Here is a 23,795-nt window from a genome sequence, read left to right as displayed (position 1 = left end):
AAGGCGATCGAGTTCCACGACCGGATTGTTGGGGTGATCCGCTACCGGGACGGCACGGTGATTGACGTGGTGCGTCAGGTGAAAGAGGACAACGCGTGAGCGAGGTGGCGACGGGTGTGCCGGTTGCCGTGACCCTGGAGCAGGTGCTGGCGGCGAAAGATCGCCGCCATGCGCGGCAGCAGCAGCTGCTGGCGCGGCACCGGTCGACGCTGGTGTCGCTGACGCTGGTGACGCCGGGAGCGGTGAAGGATGCGCCGGGTTACCGTGGCGCGATGGAGGCCGCCGTTGGGGCGTTTGATGCGCTGTGTGTGGCCCGCGGCTGGCCGGTGCTGGAGCGGGAGGTGACCTGGCAGGAGACGGGAGCGGAGGCGTTCTGGGTGATGAGCAAGGATGCGCTGAGCGTGAAGGCGGCGGCGATTGCGCTGGAAGAGCAGCATCCGCTGGGCCGGTTGTGGGATTTTGACGTATTTTGCCCACAGGAAGGCTCGATAAGCAGAACGTTGCTGGCGCACGAGCCGCGGCGGTGTCTGCTGTGTGATGAGCCGGCTCATATGTGTTCCCGTGGGCAGCGCCATACGCTGACGGCGGTGACCGGGCGCATCGAGGAGATGCTGCGTGACTGGTTTGATGGTCGCTAAGCAGCAAGTTCTTCACCATCGGGTGGTGTCGGCTTTGGTGGTAAGGCTGACGCCGAAACCGGGTCTGGTTGGCTGGGTGAACCCGTAATACTCGTAATAGGTGTTCACCCGTAATAGGGAGGCGCCGTTATTTCAGGCCAGTATCGCGGCGCTGACTTTCTCCGCTTGATCGTTATTTATTTTCCAGGGTTAGGACGCATTCTCTGACTGAGAATTATAAAAATGATATCGCCAATTGTTATTTCAATACTCTGAGCTAAAACCTGTTTTTATTTTGGCGTTAATTACGCATTGATTACCATTGCCATGGTAAGGAGTTGTCATGTTAGAAAATTATAATGCCCATATTGCTGAACGACGTGAAATGGGTATTCCGCCCAAGCCGTTAACTGCACAGCAGGCTACAGAGCTGGTAGCACAATTATCTGCTGCAGAAAATCAGTCATCGGCTGATATTCCGGCGTGGCTTGAGCTGCTGACATACCATATTTCCCCCGGAGTGGATGATGCAGCACAGGTTAAAGCGGCATTTTTAGGGAAAGTTGTACGTGGCGAGATAACTATTGCGGCAATTTCTCCGATTGCCGCTGTGCGTTTATTAGCGACTATGCAGGGTGGCTATAATATTCAGCCATTAATTGATGCGCTCGATAGCGATGTATTAGCAGAAGAAGCGGTAAAAGCGCTCAGCCATACGCTGCTGATATTTGATTATTTTGGTGAGATTGAAAAGAAAGCCGGGCAGGGAAATGCTGCTGCACGGCGGGTATTACAATCTTGGGCTGATGCCGAGTGGTTTAACTCACGTCCGGCACTGGCGGAAAAAATCACTCTGACGGTGTTCAAAGTGTCGGGTGAAACCAACACCGATGACCTGTCACCGGCACCGGAAGCCTGGTCGCGTCCGGATATTCCGCTACATGCACTATGCATGTTGAGCGTGCCCCGCGATGGTGTTACGCCGGATAAACCGGGCAGTATTGGGCCGGTGGCGCAGATGCTGGCACTGAAAAAACAAGGCTATCCGCTGGTGTATGTGGGCGATGTGGTGGGAACCGGTTCGTCGCGTAAATCAGCCACTAACTCGATTCTGTGGCACATCGGTCAGGACATTCCGTTTGTACCGAATAAGCGTGCTGGCGGGGTGGTGCTGGCCGGTAAAATCGCGCCAATTTTCTTCAATACACTGGAAGACTCTGGGGCGCTGCCGATTGAAATGGATGTGACCGCACTGGCAACCGGCGATGTGATTGATATTTACCCTTATCAGGGTGAAGTGCGTCGCCATGATGATAATGCCTTGATCACCCGTTTTACCCTGAAAACTGACGTGCTGCTTGATGAAGTGCACGCAGGTGGGCGTATTGCGCTGATTATTGGCCGCAGCCTGACTGCGCGTGCTCGTCAGTCACTGGGGTTGGCGGCAAGCACGGCATTTCGTCTGCCCAAAGCGCCAGCCGAGTCGTCGCGCGGCTATACGCTGGCACAGAAAATCGTGGGCAAGGCGTGCGGCGTGGCTGGCGTGCGTCCGGGCCAGTACTGTGAACCGCGCATGACGACGGTTGGTTCTCAGGATACCACCGGCGGCATGACACGTGACGAGCTGAAAGATTTGGCTTGTCTGCAATTTTCCGCCGATCTGGTGATGCAGTCGTTCTGCCATACCTCGGCTTACCCGAAACCGGTCGATGTTAACCTGCACAAAACCTTGCCGGATTTCATTACCCAGCGTAATGGGGTATCGCTGCGTCCAGGCGATGGCATCATCCATTCTTGGCTCAACCGGATGCTGGTGCCGGATACCGTTGGTACAGGTGCAGACTCCCACACCCGTTTCCCGATTGGGCTGTCTTTCCCCGGCGGTTCCGGTCTGGTGGCGTTTGCTGCGGCAACCGGCATCATGCCGCTGGATATGCCGGAGTCGGTGCTGGTGCGCTTTAAGGGGCAAATGCAACCAGGCATCACGTTGCGTGATCTGGTCCATGCCATCCCGTATTTTGCCATTCAGCAGGGGCTGCTGACGGTAGCGAAGCAGGGCAAGAAAAACATCTTCTCTGGCCGCATTCTGGAAATTGAAGGTCTGAGCGGCTTGAGCGTGGAGCAGGCGTTTGAACTGTCGGATGCCTCGGCAGAGCGCTCGGCGGCGGCTTGTACCATTAAGCTTGAGCAGGAAGAAGTGGAAACCTATCTGCGCTCGAATGTGGCGTTGCTGCGTACCATGATAGACGAGGGATATCAGGATGCGCCAACGCTGGAACGCCGTATTAATCGCATGGAGCAGTGGCTGGATGACCCGCAGTTACTGACTGCCGATGCTGATGCGGAGTATGCCGCGGTAATCGAGATAGATCTGGCGACCATCAACGAGCCGATTTTGTGTGTCCCGAATGATCCTGATGATGTGAAAACCCTCTCCGACGTGGCAGGAAACCGCATTGATGAGGTATTTATCGGTTCATGCATGACCAACATCGGGCATTTCCGTGCCGCAGGTAAGCTGATGTCGCAACATCAGGGGGATATCTCCGCCCGGTTGTGGCTGGCCCCGCCAACGCGTATGGATGCCCGTCAACTCAGCGACGAGGGTTATTTCAGCCAGTTTATCAAGTCAGGCGTACGTATTGAGCCTGCCGGGTGCTCGTTATGCATGGGTAATCAGGCCAGAGTGAAGGCAGGCAGCCATGTCGTCTCCACTTCTACCCGCAATTTCCCGCACCGTCTTGGTACTGATGCCAATGTCTATCTGGCATCGGCGGAGTTGAGTACGGTCGCGGCTATGTTGGGTCGCTTGCCCACGGCGGCGGAATACCTGCAACAGGTGGCGATATTGTCCCAGTCTGCACCAGAGATTTACCGTTATTTGAATTTTGCCGCACCGTCAGACCCGGCGGCAACAACGCGAATTCCGGTACAAGCAGTCTAAGGCTTCAGGCCCGTATCTGTTGATGCGGGTCAGTCCTGACTGCACATTTTCGCTGTTGTTTCGTGGGCAGGCTGAGTCTTTCAGCCTGCCCATTCTTTTAACCACGATATCCTGCCTACTCGCCTGTTGGATGTTGTCGATATGTTGCAACATCAATCCGGTTATTTCTTCGTTCCCCTCTTCAGCGGCCTTGCGTTGTTAAATTTTTCGTGCAGATGTGTTGCCGGTTAAGGTGAAGGCCGGTAAGTGACATGAAGTGATGACGCGTTAATGCCGGAAAGGGCGCGGACAAATATAGTGGCGGAATGTCTATTAAATAGACACAGTTATCGTTGTGTATTGAGTTGCATAGCGTAATTTCATCTGCAAATACCCATAAAGGGGGTGAATATACTATTAAAACTGCAATTATTGATTTTGCTCAAAATCTCCTCGCGGCGTGTTGTTAGATTTCCCGCAACAAAAAAGACACACAAAATGATAGGGAAAGACATGCAAGTTAATCGAAGAGGCTTTTTTAAAGTCTGCGCCGGGGGAATGGCAGGGACTACACTCGCTGTTTTAGGATTTGCACCCACGGAAGCAATGGCTTCTGTCCGTCAGTACAAGCTGTTGCGGTCAAAAGAAACACGCAATAACTGTACTTATTGCTCTGTGGGGTGTGGGCTGTTGATGTACAGCCTGGGCGACGGGGCTAAAAACGCTAAACCCGCTATTTTTCACATCGAGGGCGACCCGGATCACCCGGTCAGCCGCGGTTCGTTATGTCCGAAGGGCGCTGGTCTGGTGGACTACATCCACAGCGAAGGTCGCCTGAAATACCCGCAATACCGTGCGCCCGGCTCGGACAAATGGCAGCGTATCAGTTGGGACGACGCCATTGACCGTATCGCCCGCTTGATGAAAAAAGACCGTGACGCCAATTTCGAGCGCGTCAACGCCAAAGGCGCATTGGTCAACCGCTGGCTGACCACCGGGATGTTGTGTTCCTCCGCTGCCAGTAATGAAACCGGCATTCTCGACCAGAAATTCGCCCGCTCGCTGGGGATGATCGCCATTGATTGTCAGGCGCGCCTGTGCCATGGCCCGACCGTGGCAGCGTTAGGGCCGACTTTTGGCCGCGGGGCGATGACCAACAACTGGGTGGACATCAAAAACGCCAATGTGATTATCGTGATGGGCGGTAACGCGGCGGAAGCGCATCCGGTTGGCTTCAAATGGGCGGTGGAAGCTAAAACCCATAACGATGCCAAACTGATTGTGGTTGACCCGCGCTTTAACCGTTCTGCTGCCGTCGCCGATCTGTACGCGCCGATCCGCGCCGGTTCTGACGCCGCTTTCCTGCTCGGTATCGTCAATTATCTGATTACCCATGACAAAATTCACCACGAGTATGTGAAGTCTTACACCAGCGCCAGCCTGATCGTGCGTGAAGATTTCAGCTTTGATGAAGGCTTGTTCAGCGGTTATAACAGCCAGACGCATCAGTATGACAAGAGCAGCTGGCAGTACGAGCTGGGAGCTGACGGTTTCGCCAAACGGGACATGACCCTGACTCATCCGCGCTGCGTGTGGAACCTGCTGAAAAAACATGTTTCCCGCTATACGCCGGAGATGGTGACCTCGCTGTGCGGTACACCAGCGAAAGCGTATGAAGAGATCTGCCAGTCGCTGGCGAGTACCAGCGTACCCAATAAAACCGCGACCTTCATGTACGCGCTGGGCTGGACTCACCATACCAACGGTGCGCAGATTATCCGCACGGCGGCAATCATTCAGTTGTTGCTCGGCAACATCGGTATGGCGGGCGGCGGCATCAATGCGCTGCGTGGTCACTCCAACATTCAGGGCTATACCGACCTGGGGCTGCTGAGCCTTAACCTGCCGGGTTACATGCCGCTGCCGTCTGAAAAGCAGGGTGATCTGAAAACTTATCTCAGCCAGATAACGCCGGACGCACTGCTGCCGGATCAGGTCAACTACTGGAAGAATACGCCGAAGTTTTTCATCAGCATGATGAAGAGCTTCTGGGGCGATAACGCGCAGGCCTCCAACAACTGGGGCTATGACTGGCTGCCGAAGTGGGACCGCAGCTATGACGTGATGGTCCAGACCGAACTGATGCTGGACGGCAAAATGAACGGCTACATCGTTCAGGGCTTCAACCCGCTGGCGGCGTTCTCCAACAAAAACAAGGCCACGGCTGCGCTGTCGAAGCTGAAATACATGGTAGTGATCGACCCGCTGGCGACCGAAACCTCCACCTTCTGGCAGAACCACGGCGAGTTTAATGACGTGAATTCGGCTGAGATTCAGACCGAAGTGTTCCGCCTGCCGTCCAGCTGTTTTGCTGAAGAAAACGGCTCCATCGCCAATTCCGGTCGCTGGCTGCAATGGCACTGGGCTGCGGCTGAACCGCCGGGTGAAGCGCTGCACGACGGTAAAATTCTTGGTCGCCTGATGATGCGCCTGCGTGAACTGTACCGTGAAGAGGGCGGCGTCTGCCCGGAACCGGTGCTGAACATCAACTGGAATTATCAGGACCCGGAAGACCCGACGCCGGAAGAGATCGCCCGCGAATCCAATGGTATGGCGCTGGCGGACGTGTTCGACGACAAAGGCAATCTACTGCTGAAAAAAGGCCAGCAGCTGGCGGACTTCTCGCAACTGCGTGACGACGGCACCACCGCCAGCTTCTGCTGGATTTACGCCGGTAGCTGGACTGAAGCCGGCAACCAGATGGCGAACCGCGACAATACCGATGTGGGTCTGGGCTGTACGCCGGGCTGGGCCTGGTGCTGGCCGCAGAACCGCCGCATTCTGTACAACCGCGCCTCGGCGGATTTGCAGGGCAAACCCTGGGACAGCAAACGCAAGCTGCTGGAATGGACCGGCCAGAAATGGAAAGGCATCGACGTGCCGGATTTTGCCGCCACAGTACCGCCGGGCAAAGACACCATGCCGTTCATCATGCTGCCTGAAGGGGTGGCGCGTCTGTTCTCGCTGGATAAGCTGGCGGACGGCCCGTTCCCGGAACACTACGAACCGATAGAAACCCCGATTGGCACCAACCCGCTGCACCCGGCAGTGGTGTCCAACCCGGCGGCGCGCCTGTTCGCGCGTGATGCAAAAACCATGGGCAAGGCGAGCGATTTCCCGTATGTCGCTACTACCTATTCCATTACCGAGCTGTTCCGCCACTGGACCAAACACGCACGGCTGAACGCGATCATCCAGCCAGAGCAGTTTGTCGAAATCGGCGAAAACCTGGCGAAAAGCAAAGGTATCCAGGCCGGCGATATGGTGAAAGTCTCCTGCCAGCGCGGTTACATCAAAGCGAAAGCAGTGGTGACCAAGCGTATCAGAACGCTGACCGTGGCCGGAAAAGCGATTGAAACCGTCGGTATTCCCTGTCACTGGGGATTTGAGGGCACGACGCGCAAGGGATTCCTGGCGAATACCCTGACGCCCAGCGTCGGCGATGCCAACTCGCAAACGCCGGAATACAAGGCGTTCCTGGTCAATGTGGAAAAGGTGTAAGGGTAAAACGTTATGTCAATGCAATCTCAGGATATTATCCAGCGTTCGGCCACCAGTAGCCTGACGCCGCCGCCACAGGTTCGGGATGATAAAAGCGAAGTCGCCAAGCTTATCGACGTCACCACCTGTATCGGCTGTAAAGCCTGTCAGGCGGCCTGTTCGGAGTGGAACGACATCCGTGATGAAGTCGGTCACAATGTGGGGGTGTATGACAACCCTATCGATCTAAGCGCGAAGTCCTGGACGGTGATGCGTTTTTCCGAAGTGGAGAGCGAAGACCGTCTGGAATGGCTGATTCGTAAAGACGGCTGTATGCATTGCGCCGAGCCGGGCTGTCTGAAAGCCTGTCCGTCGGCGGGTGCCATCATTCAGTACGCCAACGGTATCGTCGATTTTCAGTCTGAACACTGCATCGGCTGTGGTTACTGCATCGCCGGGTGTCCGTTCAATATTCCGCGCTTAAACAAGCAGGATAACCGCGTCTACAAATGTACGCTGTGTGTGGATCGCGTCAGCACCGGCCAGGAACCGGCTTGCGTGAAAACCTGCCCGACCGGCGCTATTCATTTCGGCACCAAAGAAGAGATGAAGAACGTCGCCGCCGAGCGTATCGCGCATCTGAAAAAACGCGGTTATGCGAATGCCGGTCTGTATGACCCGCAGGGCGTTGGCGGCACCCACGTGATGTATGTGTTGCATCATGCTGATAAACCGTCGCTGTACCACAACCTGCCGGATAACCCGAAAATCTCGACGCCGGTCAATCTGTGGAAAGGCATTCTCAAGCCTCTGTCAACGCTGGGTTTTGTCGCCACCTTCGCCGGGTTGATGTTCCACTACATCGGCATCGGGCCGAACACGGAAGAGATAGCACATTCGGATGAGGGACATTCGGATAAAGAACAGGCGCATGAAGGAGACGATAAGCATGAGTAACCCGAAAATGATTGTGCGCACCAAATTTATTGACCGTGTTTGCCACTGGATTGTGGTGATCAGTTTCTTTATGGTGGCGCTGTCCGGCATTGCGCTGTTTTTCCCGACGCTGCAATGGCTGACGCAAACCTTCGGTACACCGCAGATGGGGCGCATTATGCATCCGTTCTTCGGTATTCTGATTGTGGTGTGTCTGGTGCCGATGTTTATCCGTTTTGTCGGCCACAATATCCCTAAATGGCGCGATCTGCCGTGGTTCCTCAATATTGTCGAAGTATTGAAGGGCAACGAGCATGAAGTGGCCGATGTGGGTAAATACAACCCCGGTCAGAAACTGATGTTCTGGAGCATTATGGGGTTAACGCTGGTGCTACTGATTACCGGCGTCATCATGTGGCGGCCATATTTCGCCCAGTTGTTCCCTATCGATGTGGTGCGCTACGCCATTCTGCTCCACGCCACGGCAGCTATCGTGCTGATCCACGCCATTCTGATTCATATGTACATGGCGTTCTGGGTACGCGGCTCGATTAAAGGCATGATCGAAGGCAAGGTCTCGGAGAAGTGGGCGCTGAAACACCACCCGCGCTGGGCGCGTGATGTGATCGGCAAAGCCAATAAAGATAAGAAATAAGCGTGCTACCCTTCATGACAGGCAGGCGAAGGGTTCTCCGGCGTTAAAAATGGTGCTGAGGCGCACGACTTCGCCGGGTGAGCCGCATGGATGCGGCGAAAGCCTGTGCCGCGTCAGGAACGCGTCACAGGCGGCCCGAACAGCGAAGGCGAACGCCGAAGGAACCGCGAAGCGGCACCGTTTAGCCACCAGCCAGTGGTCAAGGAGAGGCGGCGTTTGAGCCTCTCCTTGTCGTGCGAGAGATAATGCTACAAAGGAAAGATTGGCTTTACCTCGCACGAAATCATCCACAACCCAGACAGATATTACCATTCGCAAAACATCCGGCTGTTTGTCAACAGTCTCTCGCATCCCCCCTTGCCGTGATTTGTGATAGTCTGACCCGTAACAGAATTCAGGGTGAATGATGCGCCATGTCACTGAAACAGATTGCAAAAACGCTGGGGTTATCGGTCACCACCGTTAGCCGTGCGCTGAACGGCTACGATGACGTGGCAGCGCAAACGCGCCTGCGGGTGGAAGAAGAAGCACGGCGCCTCGGCTATCGACCCAATACGTTTGCCCGTCGCCTGAAAATGGGCCGCATTGATGCGGTGGGGCTGGTGTTTCCGATGCAGCCAGCACCACTCAGTAACACCACCTTTATGGATATGGTGGCGGAAATCAGCCACGAGCTTGCGAAGCAGGAGATTGATCTGCTGTTGATTGCTGACAAGGAGCAGGCGGATCATCATGCGTTTTTACGCATGATTGAAAGCCGTCGGGTGGATGCGCTGATTGTCGCGCATACGCTGCAACAGGACCCCCGGCTGCAATATCTGCAATCGATAGGCTTTCCATTTCTGGCGCTTGGCCGCAGCGACCTGCCGTTGCCCTATGCCTGGTTTGATTTTGATAATCAGGCCGGTGCTGCACTCGCCACCCGGCATTTGATTGCTCTTGGTCATCGTCATATCGCCTTTCTGGGCGAGCATCACCCTCAGTCATTTATCGCCCAGCGCCGTGCCGGTTATCTGGAGGCTCTGGCTGCAGCCGGCATTGCGCGGCGCGATGAATTGTTGCGTCAGGTGGCGCCATCACGCCGGGAAGGGTATCAGGCGACGTTGCAATGGCTGGCGCTGCCACAGCCGCCGACGGCTATTGTCATTGACGGCAGTACGCAAGGTGAAGGGGTGGCGCTGGCGTTGCGCGACAGCGGTCGTCTGTACGGTGAGCAGGCCGTATCACTGATCGTCTATGACGGGTTGCCTGCCGACTCGCTGTTGGACATTCCTGTCACTGCCATTACCCAAGGTACCCGTTCGCAGGTAGGGCAGCAGATCGCCCTCATGCTGTTTCGTCTGCTGGCGGGCGATACGCTGTCGTCGTTGCAGGTGCTGTGGCAGCCGCAATTGCGTGCCGGACAAACGGATAACCCGCCGCCGCAAACTGAATAACCCCCCTTCGTCAGTACGCTGGTGTCATTGATTTTATCGTTCGGTTTTTAACCCGGTCACAAAACCGAAACGTTTCGGTTTTTATCCAAAACGTTTCGGAATACAACTAACTGCATCAACCATTCAGGAGAATGAGGATGGAAACGACGTTGATTCGACTCACCAGCCCGGTGACCGACGTGATTGTGCGCTGCCAGCCGGCGGCGGAAATAGTGTATTGGGGACCGCATCTGGCGGATTTCTCACCACAGGATGTGGAAAGTCTGGCGCGGCCAGTGGCGAATGGCCGGCTGGATGTGGACGTGCCAGTGACGCTGGCGGCGGAAACCGGACGCGGGCTGTTTGGCTCGCCGGGGATTGAGGGGCATCGCAACGGTCTTGATGCCTTTGCGGTGCTGACTACCGTGGCGGTGCATCAGCCAGACCCGCAGCAACTGATTATTGAGGCGGAAGACCGTCAGGCAGGTTTGCGCCTGACCAGCGAATTCAAGCTGCACGCCGACAGTGGGGTACTGCAACTGCGCCATTGCCTGACCAACCTGCATCCGGGCGACTGGCAGGTGCAGCGGCTGGCGGTCACGCTACCGCTGCCGGAATCAGCCGCCGAGGTCATGGCGTTTCACGGACGCTGGGTGCGGGAGTTTCAGCCGCACCGCACAATGCTGTCGCACGGCAGTCTGGTGCAGGAAAACCGCCGTGGACGTACCTCACACGAATATTTCCCGGCGATGGTAAGCGGCGAACCGGGATTTGCCGAGCAGCGAGGACGGGTGTGGGGCGCGCACCTCGGCTGGAGTGGTAATCATCGGTTACGCACGGAAGTGAAAACCGATGGTCGGCGGCTGTTACAGGCCGAAGCGCTCTACCTGCCCGGCGAAATCGTTCTGGCGCAGGACGAATCGCTGACCACGCCGTGGCTGTACGCCGCCTGTTCTGATGAAGGGCTAAATGGCATGAGCCAGCAGTTTCACCAGTTTTTGCGCCAGGAGGTTATCCGATTCCCACGTGCCTTGCCGCGCCCGGTGCATCTCAATACCTGGGAAGGTATCTATTTTGAACACGACCCGGACTACATCATGCAGATGGCGACGCAGGCGGCGGCGTTGGGCGTCGAGCGTTTTATCATTGATGACGGCTGGTTTCGCGGGCGCGACCATGATCGTGCCGCACTCGGCGACTGGTATGTAGATCAACGCAAGTATCCGCAGGGACTGATGCCGGTGATAAACCATGTGCGGGAGCTGGGCATGGAGTTTGGTATCTGGGTGGAACCGGAAATGATCAACCCGAATTCTGACCTCTGCCGTGCGCATCCGGACTGGTTGCTGGCGCTGCCCGGTTACGAGCAACCGACTGGCCGCTATCAGTATGCACTCGACCTGTCTAATCCTGAGGTGTTCGAGTATCTGCTGGCGCGCCTGAGCTGGCTGCTGGGTGAGCATCCGATTGATTACGTGAAATGGGATATGAACCGCGAATTAGTGCAGCCGGCCCATCAGGGACGGGCGGCGGCAGACGGTCAGACACGAGCGTTTTATCGCCTGCTCGATGTGTTGGGCGAACGCTTTCCGCAGGTTGAGTTTGAGTCTTGCGCGTCTGGCGGTGGGCGTATCGACTATGAGGTGTTGCGACGTAGTCACCGTTTCTGGGCTTCCGACAATAACGATGCGTTGGAGCGCCAGACCATTCAGCGCGGCATGAGCTATTTCTTTCCGCCTGAAGTGATGGGCGCACATATCGGTCATCATCGCTGTCACGCCACGGGACGCCAGCACAGTATTGCCTTTCGCGGCCTGACGGCACTGTTCGGCCATATGGGCATTGAACTGGACCCGGTACGCGCCGATGCCGAGGAGCAGGCTGGTTTTCGCCATTACGTGGCGTTGCATCGGCGTTATCGCACGCTGTTGCATACCGGTTGTCTGTGGCGGGTTGACATGCCGGATGCCTCGACGCAGGTACAAGGGGTGGTCAGTACTGATCAGCGTCAGGCGCTGTTTCTGGTGGCGCAACTGGCCATGCCGGATTACGCGCTGGCGGGGGTGCTGCGTTTCCCCGGTCTGGAACCGCAAGCCCGCTACCGGTTAACGGTGGTGGAACACCCCGATCTGAAGCCGGTGATTGAGGGCGGAAGCACTATGCGCCAGTTGCCGACGTGGATGGCGGCACCGGCGCAATATAGCGGCGAATGGTTGATGAAAGCCGGGTTACGCCTGCCGATTCTCAACCCGGAAACAGCGCTATTGCTGGAATTAGAACGTCTGTAATTCAGCGGGAGAGGGTGACGCCTTTCCCCACTCTGGAACCCTTAAGGATACACATATGGACATCAGCCAACCGACCATGCGTACCACAACGCACAGGCAAAACCGTAATTTCTGGATTTTCGGTCTGTTTTTCTTTTTGTACTTCTTCATCATGGCGACCTGTTTTCCGTTTCTGCCGGTCTGGTTGGCGGAAGTCATTGGTCTGAACAAAACGCAGACCGGACTGGTATTTTCCGCCATTTCGCTGTTCGCCATTCTGTTTCAGCCGCTGATGGGGGTATTGTCAGACCGGCTGGGCCTGAAAAAACACCTGTTGTGGGTGATTGCCATCTTGCTGTTTTTGTTCGCACCGTTCTTTTTGTATGTGTTTGCGCCGCTGCTTAAGGTGAATAGCGTGTTGGGGGCGATGACCGGCGGTATTTATATCGGGCTGGTGTTTTCCGCCGGTTCCGGTGCCGTGGAGGCTTATATCGAGCGCGTCAGTCGCCAGAGCGGTTTCGAGTATGGTAAAGCACGTATGTTCGGCTGCCTTGGTTGGGGGCTGTGCGCATCTACCGCAGGGATACTGTTTAACGTTAATCCGGCGCTGGTATTCTGGATGGGGTCGGGTGCGGCGGTTATCCTGCTGGCATTGTTGTTGATTGCTCGTCCTGATCATCACCCGACGGCGCAGGTGATGGATGCGCTGGGGGCTAACCAGCCGCAGGTGACGCTGAAAATGGCGACAAGGGTATTTGGTGATCGCAAACTGTGGATGTTTGTGTTGTACGTGATTGGCGTAGCCTGCGTGTACGATGTGTTCGATCAGCAGTTCGCTAACTTCTTCAAATCGTTTTTTGTGACGCCGCAGCAGGGGAATCAGGTATTTGGTTTTGCCACTACGTTGGGTGAATTGGCTAACGCCGTCATCATGTTCTGCTCGCCGTGGATCATTAATCGTATCGGCGCTAAAAACACGTTGCTGGTGGCAGGAACCATCATGACCGTGCGCATTGGTGGGTCAGCATTCGCTACCACCGCGGCGGAAGTGATAGCCCTGAAGATGCTACACGCGCTGGAAGTACCGTTCCTGCTGGTAGGGGCGTTCAAGTACATCACCACCACGTTTGATACCCGGCTATCCGCCACTATCTATCTGATTGGTTTTCAGTTTGCCAAACAGTCAGCGGCTATTTTCCTGTCGGCAGTGGCGGGAAATCTGTATGACCGTATCGGTTTTCAGGATACGTATCTGATCCTCGGTGCTATCGCTCTGACGGTGACGATTATCTCCGCGTTTACGTTATCCGGTGCGCGTGCTATTACGCAACCTGCGTATCGTACGACCTTGTCCTGATAAACGACTACCCTGAAAAAATCTGGGTCGGCTGCCCTATTAGGCCGACCTTAATCAGGCCGACCTTAGCTGATTTTTGCAATTAACGTGTTCTGTCTGGTAGTACTACGCAGACAGTGCGATTAATTTTTAACGGCATTAATCGCCCAGATATCCGTTACCAGACGGCGCTCAAGCATGTAGGCGTATGGCATATAGAAATAGCCATTTTCACCAACATCTTTCCCCCACGAGTTACGGAATTTAAATAGCTGTGTGTCGTTATCATAACCCACGCACATTACCGCATGACCACCTTCAAGTTTGTCATTGCCGGAGGGCATCGGAACCACTGTCGGCGGGTTGCCCAACGTCATCCAACTGGAATACACCATAAAACCGAACACAAATGGAAAACCAGAGGCCAGGCAACCTTGCAGATGCGACAGCTCCTGATGTAATCGCTGATAGTTGGTGATGGTATAGTTTTTCGCATCCTGATAGCAGCGTGCCGGTGGTTTGGTGGCTGCCGGCGAGCCGGGGGGAAATTCATCTCCTTCTCCCTGAGGCGGCGTTACTACGTAGGGCCATTCCTCTTCCGGGCACACACCAAGTTTATGCAGGACTTTGATACCATCACGTATCCTGGCGCCTGAGTCATATTTTACCGAACCTTCAACGGCGCGTTCGTTGTAGTAGATAAATAGCCTTGAAGGGATAAAATTCGGTTGTTCGCCACATTTTAGGCGATCAAACTCTACAGCGCCTGCCAGTGCGTTGGCGGTACACGAACCGATGGGACCCTGATCGTAGACCTCAAAGGTTGGGGTCAGGTCTACTTTGGACGGCAGCGCTTTCAGTACGCTTGGGTCCGGAGCGTAAAGGTGGTCGCGTATATCCGGGTGGTCAGGGGTATAACCCAATAGAGATTTACGTCGAGGTTTAAGCATAGTGATCAGTCTCCTGATGATAGGCCCCCCGCTCATTATTGGCGAAGGCAGGTTTGAACTATCTGGTTAGGAAGGCAGGCTCGACTATCGGAATAGGTTGAGAGCTGATGAATAGCCGATAAACGTCTGTTGCAAGATGTAGGCCCGAAAAATTAGGCATCGAGCGCCAGTCGGACGCTGGTGATGCAAGATGCGTCTGGTGCTGGTAATACTCTGGTTTGCTTAGTTACATTTTGTTGAATGGTCATCGACGGTGTTGTCAGATACCGATGCTCAGGTGCCGGAGAGTGATAAGACAGCGAGATGAGATTGTCATGATGAGAAACTGGCCGTGACGCCGGTAGTCTGTACCGATTACGGTAACGTGTTATCTGGCTAGTGATCATGCAGCCTCCGTCGAAAAGAGGCATTTTTTATTTTAGGGGCGAACAGAGGAACAACATGCCTGCACCCATTAGATATATTCAGGACAGCAGTCAGTTGCCGGATCAGGCAGATGTGATTGTGATTGGCGCTGGAATTGCCGGCGTTGCGGCGGCGTATGAGCTGGCGAAAAAAGGCGTCAGCGTCCTGTTGCTGGAAAAAGGGCTGGTTGGCGGGGAACAATCCAGCCGTAATTGGGGATGGTGTCGGCAGCAAAATCGTGATGAGCGCGAACTGCCATTGATTATCTATGCACTGCGCCGTTGGGAGGAACTACAGCAGGAAACCGGAGAAGACCTGGGGTTCCGTCGCAGTGGCTTACTTTACACCTCGCGGGATCAGGCGGAAATTGATGCCTGGGACAACTGGGGCAAGATGGCGAAAGCCTACGGCGTGCGTAGCGACATTCTCAATGCTGAACAAGCCAAAGCGATGACGCCGGGCAGCACCACCGCATGGCTGGGCGGGGTATCGTCACCGACCGATGGCCATGCCGAACCTGCACTGGCCTGCGCCGGGCTGGCGGTTGCAGCTCAACGCCTTGGCGCTCAGGTTATTCAGCAATGTGCAGTACGTGGGCTGGATATTAGCGGCGGTCGGGTCAGCGGTGTGTGGACCGAACGCGGGCGGGTGAAAACTTCAATGGTAATTTGTGCTGGCGGCGTTTGGAGCTCGCTGTTCTGCCGCCGTCACGGCATTGAACTGCCGCAAGGCAACGTCATCGGCACCGCGTTTTGTACTGCGCCAATCGAACAGGCGATCAGCGTGCCGTTTTATACCGCTGAGTTTGCCTGCCGCCCGCAACGGGATGGCAGCTATACGGTTGCGGTATCCGGGCGAGGCCGGTTGGAACCGGGATTCCAGAGCCTGCGTTATGCCCGTCAGTTTTATCCCACTTTTCGTGCACGGCGTAAAAATCTGTCGTTCCGGTTGGGTTTCAAACCGTTCCTGTGTGGACCAGAAATGTGGGCGAGCGGTGTGCTTGATAGCGTGTCGCCATTTGAGCAAACCCGCATTCTTGATCCGGCGCCAGACATGGCGTTGGTCAGTGAAGGATTAGCGGCGATGCGGCGTGAATATCCGGCGCTGGCCGCTTTGCGTGTGGTACAGGCATGGGGTGGTATGATTGACAGCACACCCGATGCCATTCCGGTGATTTCGCCGGTAGCGGACCTGCCGGGGTTGGTGCTGTCTACCGGGTATAGCGGCCACGGTTTTGGTATCGGGCCCGGCGCCGGGCGGCTGGCGGCGGATCTGGCAACCGGCGATACGCCGGTGGTAGACCCGACGCCATTCCGTTATGCCCGACTGGTGGATGGCTCCGGGTTAAAGGCGCCGGGCATGATGTGAGGAGATGACGGAACATGACGATAACGTTACGCGCCATGACGGCAGCGGATGCTCATTTCGGCTGGTCGTTGACCCAACAGGTGAACTGGCCGCATCGTCTGGAAGACTGGCAGGACGCATTGCTGCTGGGTGAAGGACTGGTGGCGGAAGATCAAGGGCAGCCGGTGGGGACAGCGGTATGCTGGCGCTGGGGGGATCGCCGGGCCACTATCGGTCTGGTGGTGGTGGACGGCCAGCAACAAGGGCGTGGTATTGGCCGGTTGTTGATGGAGGGGCTGCTGGCTGGTCTTGATGGTTATCAGGTACGGCTGCACGCGACGGATGCGGGGCAGAGGTTGTATACCCAATTAGGGTTTATACCGGTGGGGACGATCCACCAATACCAGTGTTTGCAACTGCCGTCGAACGCCAGGCTAAATCTGGCGCCTGACCAGCGGTTGCGTGCCGCCACGCTGGATGATGCATCACACCTGGCGGCGCTGGACCAGCAGGCGCATGGGCTGGTGCGTCCGGCGCTGATTGCCTGGCTGTTGCGTCAGGCATTGCAGGTGCGGGTGCTGGAACAATGCGGTCATATCGCAGGTTTCGCCGCGCTGCGCCGTTTCGGGCGTGGTTATGTCATCGGCCCGGTAATTACCGACAACGCGGACAACGCACGTTTGCTGATCAGTTCACTGATGGCTGAGGCTGGTGGTGAATGTGTGCGTATCGACAGCGACGGTGCGCTTGGGTTGGGAGACTGGTTGGCTGATTGTGGGCTGCAGCAGGTGGATGCGCCGGTCACGATGATTCGCGGCGCACCATGGCAGCCGGAAGTGGGCGGTATGCGCGCCTGGGCGCTGATGACACAAGCGATGGCATAATACTGTTGCCAGGAACTCAACGGCAAGCGCCGGTCTTGCCGTAGTAACGCGTTTTTTGAACGACCATCGCTCCACCAAGGCGACCACTTACTGGATGGACGCTTACTGAACAGTCCGGTTACGCCCCTCACGCTTGGCGGTATAGAGGTTTTTATCCGCCTGCGGAAACAACTCATGCACCGTATCCACCAGGTATTTGCCTGAAGTCGGTGCATGGGCGATGCCGATGCTGACAGTCACGGGCACCTGCCGCTGGTTACACCGAAATACGGTTTGCTGGATAGTCTGGCGTAACTCATCGGCCAACAGATAAAACGCCGGAGGACTATAGTTAAAGCACACTACAGCGAACTCCTCCCCGCCGATACGGCTGACCAGCCCCTGTGCAGAAATAGTCTGCTGTATCACGCCTGCTACCTGGCGCAGAATCTCATCGCCGCAATCGTGCCCGAAGTTGTCGTTGATATTTTTGAAGTGATCAATGTCGATCAGCATGATGTTAACCGCATCCTGTTGCAGTTTGAGGCTCTGCCCGTGTGTGGTCAGCGCTTCGGTAAAACCATAGCGTGACAAGGTATTGGTCAGAAAATCATGGCTGGCTTGTTGCAGCAGGCGGGCGTTCAACTGGCGAATAGTGCGAGCATTCATCGCCATCATCAGCGGACTGAAGATAGTGGCGGCGATGCCAATACGGGCGATGACGACCTGATGCATAAAGGAGGGATCTGGCGGACTATACAATGCAAACACGTGCTCGGCGGTCATAATAAGCTCCGTCGTGCCAATACATAAGGTGATAAGCCGAATAAGCCACAACGGATAAACAATGGCGCACCATGTCAGCGCTGGCAACGGAAACGCCAGAATGGCAATCGGGCCGAGCAGTGGTGCCACGCTGATAGACAGCAACAGCAACAGCAACGGCAGGGCATCTGGCAAGCGCAACGTTGGGAGTCGCAGCGAAATCTGGCTGCGTAGGGTTAACAGCAACGGCAGGAATAATACCGCCGTGTAGAACTGGTCGCTGAACCAGTTGAGGAAGTGGCTGCGAAACACCGCAGCAGGAAAACTGGGCCACGGCTGCTGCGCCAGTGCGCCGACGATACCGCAGGCCAGCGCTGCGACCATGCAGGAGGCGAAAAGATACAGCGAACTGAGCATGTCCGTTTCCCGGCGAGTAAGGAAACCGGGCCAGTTGAGGAGCTGGGTAAGGACGATGATAAACACGATGTTGGCGGAATTGATGGTCAGCGCGCTCAGGCCCCAGCCGTAAAACAGACTGTCTTGCAGGATCATCGCAGCATAGGAAATCAGGTAATACCAGGGGGTGTTGAGGTAGCTGCAGCGGTAAAATAGCGCTGCGACGATGATATTTACCGGCCAGAAGACGGAGAGATCCAGCTCGGACAACCGGGCGTGTGCACCAATATTGCAACCCACCAGCGTCACCATAAAAACATTCAAACTGTTCAGACCGGTGCTGCCGTTTTTAAATAAAGCCAAATTCAGATGCATGGAGTCAATCCACTTTCAGGTTTTAAACCCTTCCACTGGCGCTATGTCGTTGTCGTTTTTGGGCGCTGTTTGGCAGCAACGGAGCACGCGTAGAGCCGGTACGATACGTTTTTACGGATAACTATATGAAAAAAGCCGGTTTGGCTCTGTTTCTCTTTTATTCTATTTCTGACAATTCGTTACCAGTAAGACCACAAAATGAGCCGCGGTAAACCGTGGTTATTGGGAGCGACATTCCACATCTAAGCGTGGTTGTTAGCGTCATCGTACGAAGCAATGGAGGAGAGTACATACAAATTTCAGGGGTATTCATGAGTGGGTAAATCGTACTGTGGCCCTAAGTGCAATGCGGCATAGAACGGCAGAGCCATATCAACAAGCGTGACGTTGCCAGACCAGAGATACCTGTGAATGGGGAGATAACGGCAAGGATACGGCCACAGACTCTTGACCAGCCAGCATAGCGCCAGGACATCAGCACCATGAGGTATGTAGGGGAAAATCCATTTTAATTGTGTCACAGTAATACCTGATATTAACTTTTTCTCACAATAATTATTCCCCGAATGAATATATCAAAATAATAGTCATCGATAAATGTAAAACTCAATTGATACTTTGCACACTGATGGCCTGTCCCGCGTTAGGGAAAGTCTGAAACAGGTGGAGTGCGTCGCTGACGACGGGAGAACGTCGGCATGTACGATAGTCAATAACCGGTTTTCCGCGTGTCAGCGCGTTTGCACATTGCTTTTCGGGATAAATGTCGCAAAGTGGGGTTGGCGGGTTCGCTATAAGCATCATTAACCAATGCGGCGACCATAAACCAGTGTGGCAACTATCTTTCCGATGATTACAGGCTTTTCGATGTCTACAGGCAGCGAGCTTGTGGGGTGGGGAACCCCTCCTGCTGACAGGAGGGGGATAAGAGAGAATTAGACGTAGGAATCGTCGTCGTCGTAGGCGCTATCATCCGCGAAATCGTCATAGTCATTACTTTGCGGTTCTGCGCTGACATTGCTCCACAGGTTGTTGTTGGCGCCGTTATTGAAAGTATCCAGATTATCCGCGCTGAAATCACGGAAGCTGTCGCTGGCATTATCCAGCATAGTATCGTTAGTCATCGGCGTTTCGTTGATGATGTTAACGATTTCTTCCGGTTGCGAGCGGTGGAACATACCGGTCAGCATGTCGGCCAGTACCACACCACCCGCCACACCGGCGGCGGTCTGTAATGCGCCGCTTAAAAAGCCGCCAGAACGGGACGGCGCCGGTTGTGCGTAGCCCGGTGCCGGCTGACCGTAACCTGCCGGCGGCGGTGTATAACCCATCGGTTGGCCGTAACCGGCTGGCTGGCCATAACCGGCGGGTTGTGATGGCTGGGTAGGCTGCGGCGCACTGCTGCGACTGCCGCCACCAAACAGACCGGCCAGAAAACCACCGCTGCTTTGTTGCGGACGGGCGGCGGCTTCTTGTTTCAGCCGGTTAATTTCGGCTTCCAGCTCTTTAACCCGTTGATCCATCTGTTTCAGCGCGGCTTCCTGAATGATCATCGCCTGTGCCATGTAGTAAGGCGCGGCGGGTTGCTGGCGGATGTATTCGTTGATTTGCTGTTCTGCCTTGAGATCCCGAGGGCCTGCGTTGGTCTCGGCTGTTTTCAGTCGGCTAAACAGACCATCAATAAGGCGTTGTTCTTCAGATTGCATAGGATCACCTCAAGAGATATTGGATTGTGGGCCTGCACAGTCAGGCCGACCCGTGGCTGTTTTATCACACCCTTCACCGCCATCCTACTGTGTTCCTCTGGGCTAATACATGGCTGTCAGGTAAAGCTGCTTACAAATTTGTTACCAATTACAGCAAGACGGGCAGCAACCTATTGACCCTATTAGGAATCGCCCTGTGATTTCACATGCTGCAGAGATTACCAGAACCCTTGCCGTAAGAGGGACGCAGCGTGACATCTTGTGCTGCACGGTTGTCCAGTGGGCGCTTATCCCCAGTTTTCCCGTCATTCAATCGATTGGCTGTGAATAATACTGTTGGCGGTAATTATTTTATCCCCGGTGGTGAGAGGGAATTAAAGAGAATAATGTGTAACCTGTTATTGGGTTATTTAGACTGGATGAATATAAAATAATCAGATTGGATGAGTGGGGTGATTTCTAGGAATATTCTATATTTTTTTTATTTCCAGCTTTGCTTTAATCACTCCCGAAGCGGTTACCTGAACGCTTCAGTTATTAACCAGAATATAACTCTTTATTTCCGGTTAATCGCCAATGACTTGTTAAAGGAAATTCATAATGAATATGAAACCCCTGTTTTTAGGCGTTATCCTGGCGGCTTCTTATGCACACGCGGCATCAACCGAAATCACGGCTAAACCGGTAACCGGAGCAGCCGCCAGCGCGGAAGTGAAAACCACGTCCATTGCCAATACCACAGCGAGTCAGGGGGCGAACGGCAAAGCGCTGACGGCGTCGTTGCCGCAGACAACTGCCATCACACCGGCAAAACAAAACGACCAGCAAGCGGTGAAAGCCCATCAGAATAAAAAGGTCATGCATAAAAAAGCCGTCACAGCGGAAAAAGAACCGGCGATAGTAGATAAAACCGGGAAGGAGCCAGCAGCGGAGCATAAAATAACGGCAGAAAAAAAGAAAAATACTATTGATGAGAAAAAAGCAACTACGTCGATAACGTCAACTTCCGCTAAAACCGAATAATGGATCATCACCAAAATTAAATATGATATATCCCTAAATAATTCGGGTTGCAGGGCAGCAACGTATCTGCCTCTCGACGTATCGCCGGTATATACCCATCGCTGACAAACACCGGCATCATAACTGGCACCCTTAATTCCCCCCGGCTGGTCATCGTCTGTTTTTTGCCTGATGCAGAGAACAGATGTGATGTCTGGCCGGGTTCATTGCAGTTGTCGCCAGAGTTTCAGGATAGCGCCGTATCAGGATTACTGTGCCAGCGTGCAGCTCACATCCAGAATTTCTTCCGCTGAGCCGTGGTTGAACAGGCTGATAAAATCACGCCGTACTGCCAGCAAAATCAGCTCACCCTGAGTATTGGCGGTAAGTGCCAGACCGTAGTTTTTCATCTCGTCCCCCCGTGCCTGTACATAATGATTGAGCAATTTGAACGGGTCTGATCGCGTCAGGTCGCTGCCGTTCAGCTTAATTGCCAGATAATTATGGCCCAGCAGTGGCTGGCCGAGCGACACCCAGTCGTAACCGATGAAGGCGTTTCGGTTACGTAGCGTCTGGTAGACGTCGGGCTTCAGGCAGGAAATATGAATATGCAACTGGCCTTGCGTACGGCCATACAGAGAGTTGATAGCCAGCGCTAACTTATCGTCCCCAATCGGTTTGCCCCGTTGTGCAGACAGCCTGTCCCGGTAGCTCCAGGCGGCGGCAAAATAGGCCGGTGTTTCGGGTTGCAACAGCAACGGACTTTCAATACCGCTGATGCGATCAGTCGGGATCAGCAGATCGTGATAGGGGCCGCGCCGGTCTTTGAATAAGGCGTAGCGGCCTTGCAGGTTGACGTCCAGACAAGGGGCTGGTGAGTGATTTTTCTGCTGATTGGGAACGCACTGCTGGCTGACAAACTCCCACAGTACATTGCCGTCGCCTCTGTGGGCGAAGGGCTGCCAGAAATAGAACAGCAGGGAGAGCAGCAGCAACGTAACGATCAAACCGATAAGGTACTTTCTGCGTGTTATGGCTCTGCGTGTCATGGCATGATTCCGTAGAGGGTGTTGCCGCATGGTCGTTGATTGCGACGCCATTGTCGCAAGTGATGTGTTGCAAGGTAATTCGTCGGATAAACGCCGTTGCATCTGGGTGATGGCACACCGTATACCGTGATGACACGCCAATAGCGCGTGTGGCTGTAACGCCACATTCACTCATTCACCTATTCACCTATTCACCTATTCACCTATTCACTACATTGTGCCGTGCACATGATGGCGCCTTGATGACAGACGCCTAAAGACGGGTTAGCTGGCCGAGGCGCTCTTGCCGATCAGTATGCGGATCGACTGGACAACCTCTTCCACCAGCAGGCTACGCGCATGTTGGGGGGGGAAAATCGCCATATAAGCGACATCAATATTCGGTTCAAAGGGTTTGATCAGGAGTCTGGTCTCACTGGTGTGAGCGGTGATCGCATCGACGATCCCCACCCCCAATCCAGTGCTTGCCATGACGCAACAATGGCGCAGCGAGGTTTCTATCGGGCTTTGCAGTGTCACGCCTTGTGCGGTAATGGCCTTTGCCAGCTGTTCCCTTAACACGGTTTTGCGTCCGGGCAGGATGGAGCGGTGGTGGTTCAGGTCATCAAGAGTGATAATGGCGCGCTCCGCCAGCGGGTGGTCTGGCGCGACGACGGCGACGGCCTGAGCCGAACCCAGCAGGTCAGCCTGTAATCCTTTGATCGCCGGCGTACTGTTGATAAAGCCGATGTCGTACTGATTACTAAGCACCATCTCGGTGATGGACAGCGTACTTTCCACATCCATAGAAAGCGCTACATCCGGGTATTTTTTCAATAATGTCGGAAAAATACGTTCAGTACACAGATTGGCGAGGGCAGACACCGCACCGATGCGCAGCACGCTGCCTTTGGCGTGACGGATGTCGTCCGCTACCCGCAGGATGTGATCCAGCCCCAGATATAGCCGTTCAATTTCCCGAAAAAGCTTAAGCGCTTCTTCACGGGGTTCCAGTCCTCGTCCATCCCTGTCAAACAGTTTTAGTTTAACCGCGTACTCGAAATCCTTGATCAGCCGGCTGACTGCGGGTTGGGTGATATTCATGATGTTAGCGGCTTGTGTGATGCCGCCGGTCAGAATCACCTTATGGAATGCTTCAACCTGCCTTAAGTTGATACGGCTCATAGATGTTACCAACTATAACGTTTATTTATGTATTCGGTACAAAATACGATTTTTAATCATTTTAGCCAACACGTAGACTCCATA

Annotated in this window: 17 protein-coding genes; 12 read left to right on the top strand and 5 right to left on the bottom strand. The window is 54.8% G+C overall.

Going from position 1 to position 23,795, the window contains the following annotated elements:
* The 9 genes from Dpoa2040_RS02750 to Dpoa2040_RS02710 all read left to right on the top strand — a co-directional run.
* The coding region (locus Dpoa2040_RS02750) for a citrate lyase subunit alpha (protein WP_168640209.1) at positions 1-99 on the top strand (99 nt) is incomplete at its 5' end.
* Positions 96-638: a citrate lyase holo-[acyl-carrier protein] synthase gene (citX, locus tag Dpoa2040_RS02745; protein WP_168640208.1), complete on the top strand. Its 543-nt coding sequence runs from the start codon at positions 96-98 to the stop codon at positions 636-638. The genes Dpoa2040_RS02750 and citX, both read left to right, overlap by 4 nt.
* 322 nt (positions 639-960) lie before the next feature.
* Positions 961-3,561, top strand: a complete 2,601-nt coding sequence (locus tag Dpoa2040_RS02740) for a bifunctional aconitate hydratase 2/2-methylisocitrate dehydratase (protein WP_168640207.1) — start codon at positions 961-963, stop codon at positions 3,559-3,561.
* Positions 3,562-4,053: 492 nt separating this feature from the next.
* Positions 4,054-7,101 carry a formate dehydrogenase-N subunit alpha gene (gene fdnG / locus Dpoa2040_RS02735; RefSeq protein ID WP_071604294.1) on the top strand — a complete coding sequence of 1,016 codons (3,048 nt, stop codon included), beginning with the start codon at positions 4,054-4,056 and terminating at the stop codon, positions 7,099-7,101.
* 12 nt (positions 7,102-7,113) lie between these two features.
* Positions 7,114-8,037, top strand: coding sequence for a formate dehydrogenase subunit beta (gene fdxH / locus Dpoa2040_RS02730; protein ID WP_168640206.1), 924 nt, complete (start codon positions 7,114-7,116; stop codon positions 8,035-8,037).
* Positions 8,030-8,671 (top strand): formate dehydrogenase-N subunit gamma, encoded by a 642-nt coding sequence (gene fdnI, locus Dpoa2040_RS02725; protein WP_042869860.1) that lies wholly within the window; start codon positions 8,030-8,032, stop codon positions 8,669-8,671. The genes fdxH and fdnI overlap by 8 nt, the downstream gene beginning before the upstream one ends.
* Positions 8,672-9,084: 413 nt before the next feature.
* On the top strand, positions 9,085-10,107 hold the full coding sequence (locus Dpoa2040_RS02720) for a LacI family DNA-binding transcriptional regulator (protein ID WP_042869864.1): 1,023 nt from the start codon (positions 9,085-9,087) through the stop codon (positions 10,105-10,107).
* Between the two features lie 137 nt (positions 10,108-10,244).
* Positions 10,245-12,374: an alpha-galactosidase gene (locus Dpoa2040_RS02715; protein WP_168640205.1), complete on the top strand. Its 2,130-nt coding sequence runs from the start codon at positions 10,245-10,247 to the stop codon at positions 12,372-12,374.
* Between the two features lie 55 nt (positions 12,375-12,429).
* A complete protein-coding gene (locus tag Dpoa2040_RS02710; RefSeq protein WP_168640204.1) occupies positions 12,430-13,710 on the top strand; it encodes an MFS transporter in 1,281 nt (426 codons plus the stop codon).
* A 122-nt stretch (positions 13,711-13,832) separates the two neighbouring features.
* Here Dpoa2040_RS02710 and Dpoa2040_RS02705 read toward each other — a convergent pair whose 3' ends face one another.
* Entirely contained in the window at positions 13,833-14,639 is an 807-nt protein-coding gene (locus Dpoa2040_RS02705) for a C1 family peptidase (RefSeq protein ID WP_168640203.1), read from the bottom strand.
* Positions 14,640-15,080: 441 nt separating this feature from the next.
* Here Dpoa2040_RS02705 and Dpoa2040_RS02700 point away from each other — a divergent pair, with 441 nt between their 5' ends.
* Positions 15,081-16,412 (top strand): FAD-binding oxidoreductase, encoded by a 1,332-nt coding sequence (locus Dpoa2040_RS02700; protein ID WP_168640202.1) that lies wholly within the window; start codon positions 15,081-15,083, stop codon positions 16,410-16,412.
* 14 nt (positions 16,413-16,426) lie between these two features.
* Positions 16,427-17,275: a GNAT family N-acetyltransferase gene (locus Dpoa2040_RS02695; RefSeq protein ID WP_168640201.1), complete on the top strand. Its 849-nt coding sequence runs from the start codon at positions 16,427-16,429 to the stop codon at positions 17,273-17,275.
* A gap of 102 nt (positions 17,276-17,377) precedes the next feature.
* On the opposite strand, the gene Dpoa2040_RS02690 is transcribed toward Dpoa2040_RS02695, so the two are convergent.
* A complete protein-coding gene (locus tag Dpoa2040_RS02690) occupies positions 17,378-18,790 on the bottom strand; it encodes a GGDEF domain-containing protein (RefSeq protein ID WP_168640200.1) in 1,413 nt (470 codons plus the stop codon).
* Between the two features lie 935 nt (positions 18,791-19,725).
* Positions 19,726-20,496 carry a DUF2076 domain-containing protein gene (locus Dpoa2040_RS02685; protein ID WP_168640199.1) on the bottom strand — a complete coding sequence of 257 codons (771 nt, stop codon included), beginning with the start codon at positions 20,494-20,496 and terminating at the stop codon, positions 19,726-19,728.
* A gap of 600 nt (positions 20,497-21,096) precedes the next feature.
* On the opposite strand from Dpoa2040_RS02685, the gene Dpoa2040_RS02680 reads away from it, so the two are divergent.
* The gene (locus Dpoa2040_RS02680) at positions 21,097-21,519 is read left to right on the top strand and encodes a hypothetical protein (protein WP_168640198.1); all 423 of its coding nucleotides are present in this window, start codon (positions 21,097-21,099) and stop codon (positions 21,517-21,519) included.
* 248 nt (positions 21,520-21,767) lie between these two features.
* On the opposite strand, the gene Dpoa2040_RS02675 is transcribed toward Dpoa2040_RS02680, so the two are convergent.
* Both Dpoa2040_RS02675 and Dpoa2040_RS02670 read right to left on the bottom strand, forming a co-directional pair.
* Positions 21,768-22,547, bottom strand: coding sequence for a CDP-diacylglycerol diphosphatase (locus tag Dpoa2040_RS02675; RefSeq protein WP_168640197.1), 780 nt, complete (start codon positions 22,545-22,547; stop codon positions 21,768-21,770).
* A gap of 264 nt (positions 22,548-22,811) precedes the next feature.
* Positions 22,812-23,711, bottom strand: coding sequence for a LysR substrate-binding domain-containing protein (locus Dpoa2040_RS02670; RefSeq protein WP_042869889.1), 900 nt, complete (start codon positions 23,709-23,711; stop codon positions 22,812-22,814).
* Between the last annotated feature and the right edge of the window lie 84 nt (positions 23,712-23,795).

This window comes from Dickeya sp. CFBP 2040 (assembly GCF_012273755.1).
In the GTDB taxonomy this organism is placed as follows: Bacteria; Pseudomonadota; Gammaproteobacteria; order Enterobacterales; family Enterobacteriaceae; genus Dickeya; species Dickeya poaceiphila.
This window is presented reverse-complemented; position numbering and strand designations above follow the sequence as displayed.

Coding starts and splice junctions, on each gene's coding strand:
- Dpoa2040_RS02710 (WP_168640204.1), top strand. CDS start 12,430: ATGGACATCAGCCAACCGACCATGCGTACCACAACGCACAGGCAAAAC.
- Dpoa2040_RS02720 (WP_042869864.1), top strand. CDS start 9,085: ATGTCACTGAAACAGATTGCAAAAACGCTGGGGTTATCGGTCACCACC.
- Dpoa2040_RS02715 (WP_168640205.1), top strand. CDS start 10,245: ATGGAAACGACGTTGATTCGACTCACCAGCCCGGTGACCGACGTGATT.
- Dpoa2040_RS02705 (WP_168640203.1), bottom strand. CDS start 14,639: ATGCTTAAACCTCGACGTAAATCTCTATTGGGTTATACCCCTGACCAC.
- fdnG (WP_071604294.1), top strand. CDS start 4,054: ATGCAAGTTAATCGAAGAGGCTTTTTTAAAGTCTGCGCCGGGGGAATG.
- Dpoa2040_RS02685 (WP_168640199.1), bottom strand. CDS start 20,496: ATGCAATCTGAAGAACAACGCCTTATTGATGGTCTGTTTAGCCGACTG.
- Dpoa2040_RS02740 (WP_168640207.1), top strand. CDS start 961: ATGTTAGAAAATTATAATGCCCATATTGCTGAACGACGTGAAATGGGT.
- fdxH (WP_168640206.1), top strand. CDS start 7,114: ATGTCAATGCAATCTCAGGATATTATCCAGCGTTCGGCCACCAGTAGC.
- Dpoa2040_RS02700 (WP_168640202.1), top strand. CDS start 15,081: ATGCCTGCACCCATTAGATATATTCAGGACAGCAGTCAGTTGCCGGAT.
- fdnI (WP_042869860.1), top strand. CDS start 8,030: ATGAGTAACCCGAAAATGATTGTGCGCACCAAATTTATTGACCGTGTT.
- Dpoa2040_RS02690 (WP_168640200.1), bottom strand. CDS start 18,790: ATGCATCTGAATTTGGCTTTATTTAAAAACGGCAGCACCGGTCTGAAC.
- Dpoa2040_RS02695 (WP_168640201.1), top strand. CDS start 16,427: ATGACGATAACGTTACGCGCCATGACGGCAGCGGATGCTCATTTCGGC.
- Dpoa2040_RS02680 (WP_168640198.1), top strand. CDS start 21,097: ATGAATATGAAACCCCTGTTTTTAGGCGTTATCCTGGCGGCTTCTTAT.
- Dpoa2040_RS02670 (WP_042869889.1), bottom strand. CDS start 23,711: ATGAGCCGTATCAACTTAAGGCAGGTTGAAGCATTCCATAAGGTGATT.
- Dpoa2040_RS02675 (WP_168640197.1), bottom strand. CDS start 22,547: ATGACACGCAGAGCCATAACACGCAGAAAGTACCTTATCGGTTTGATC.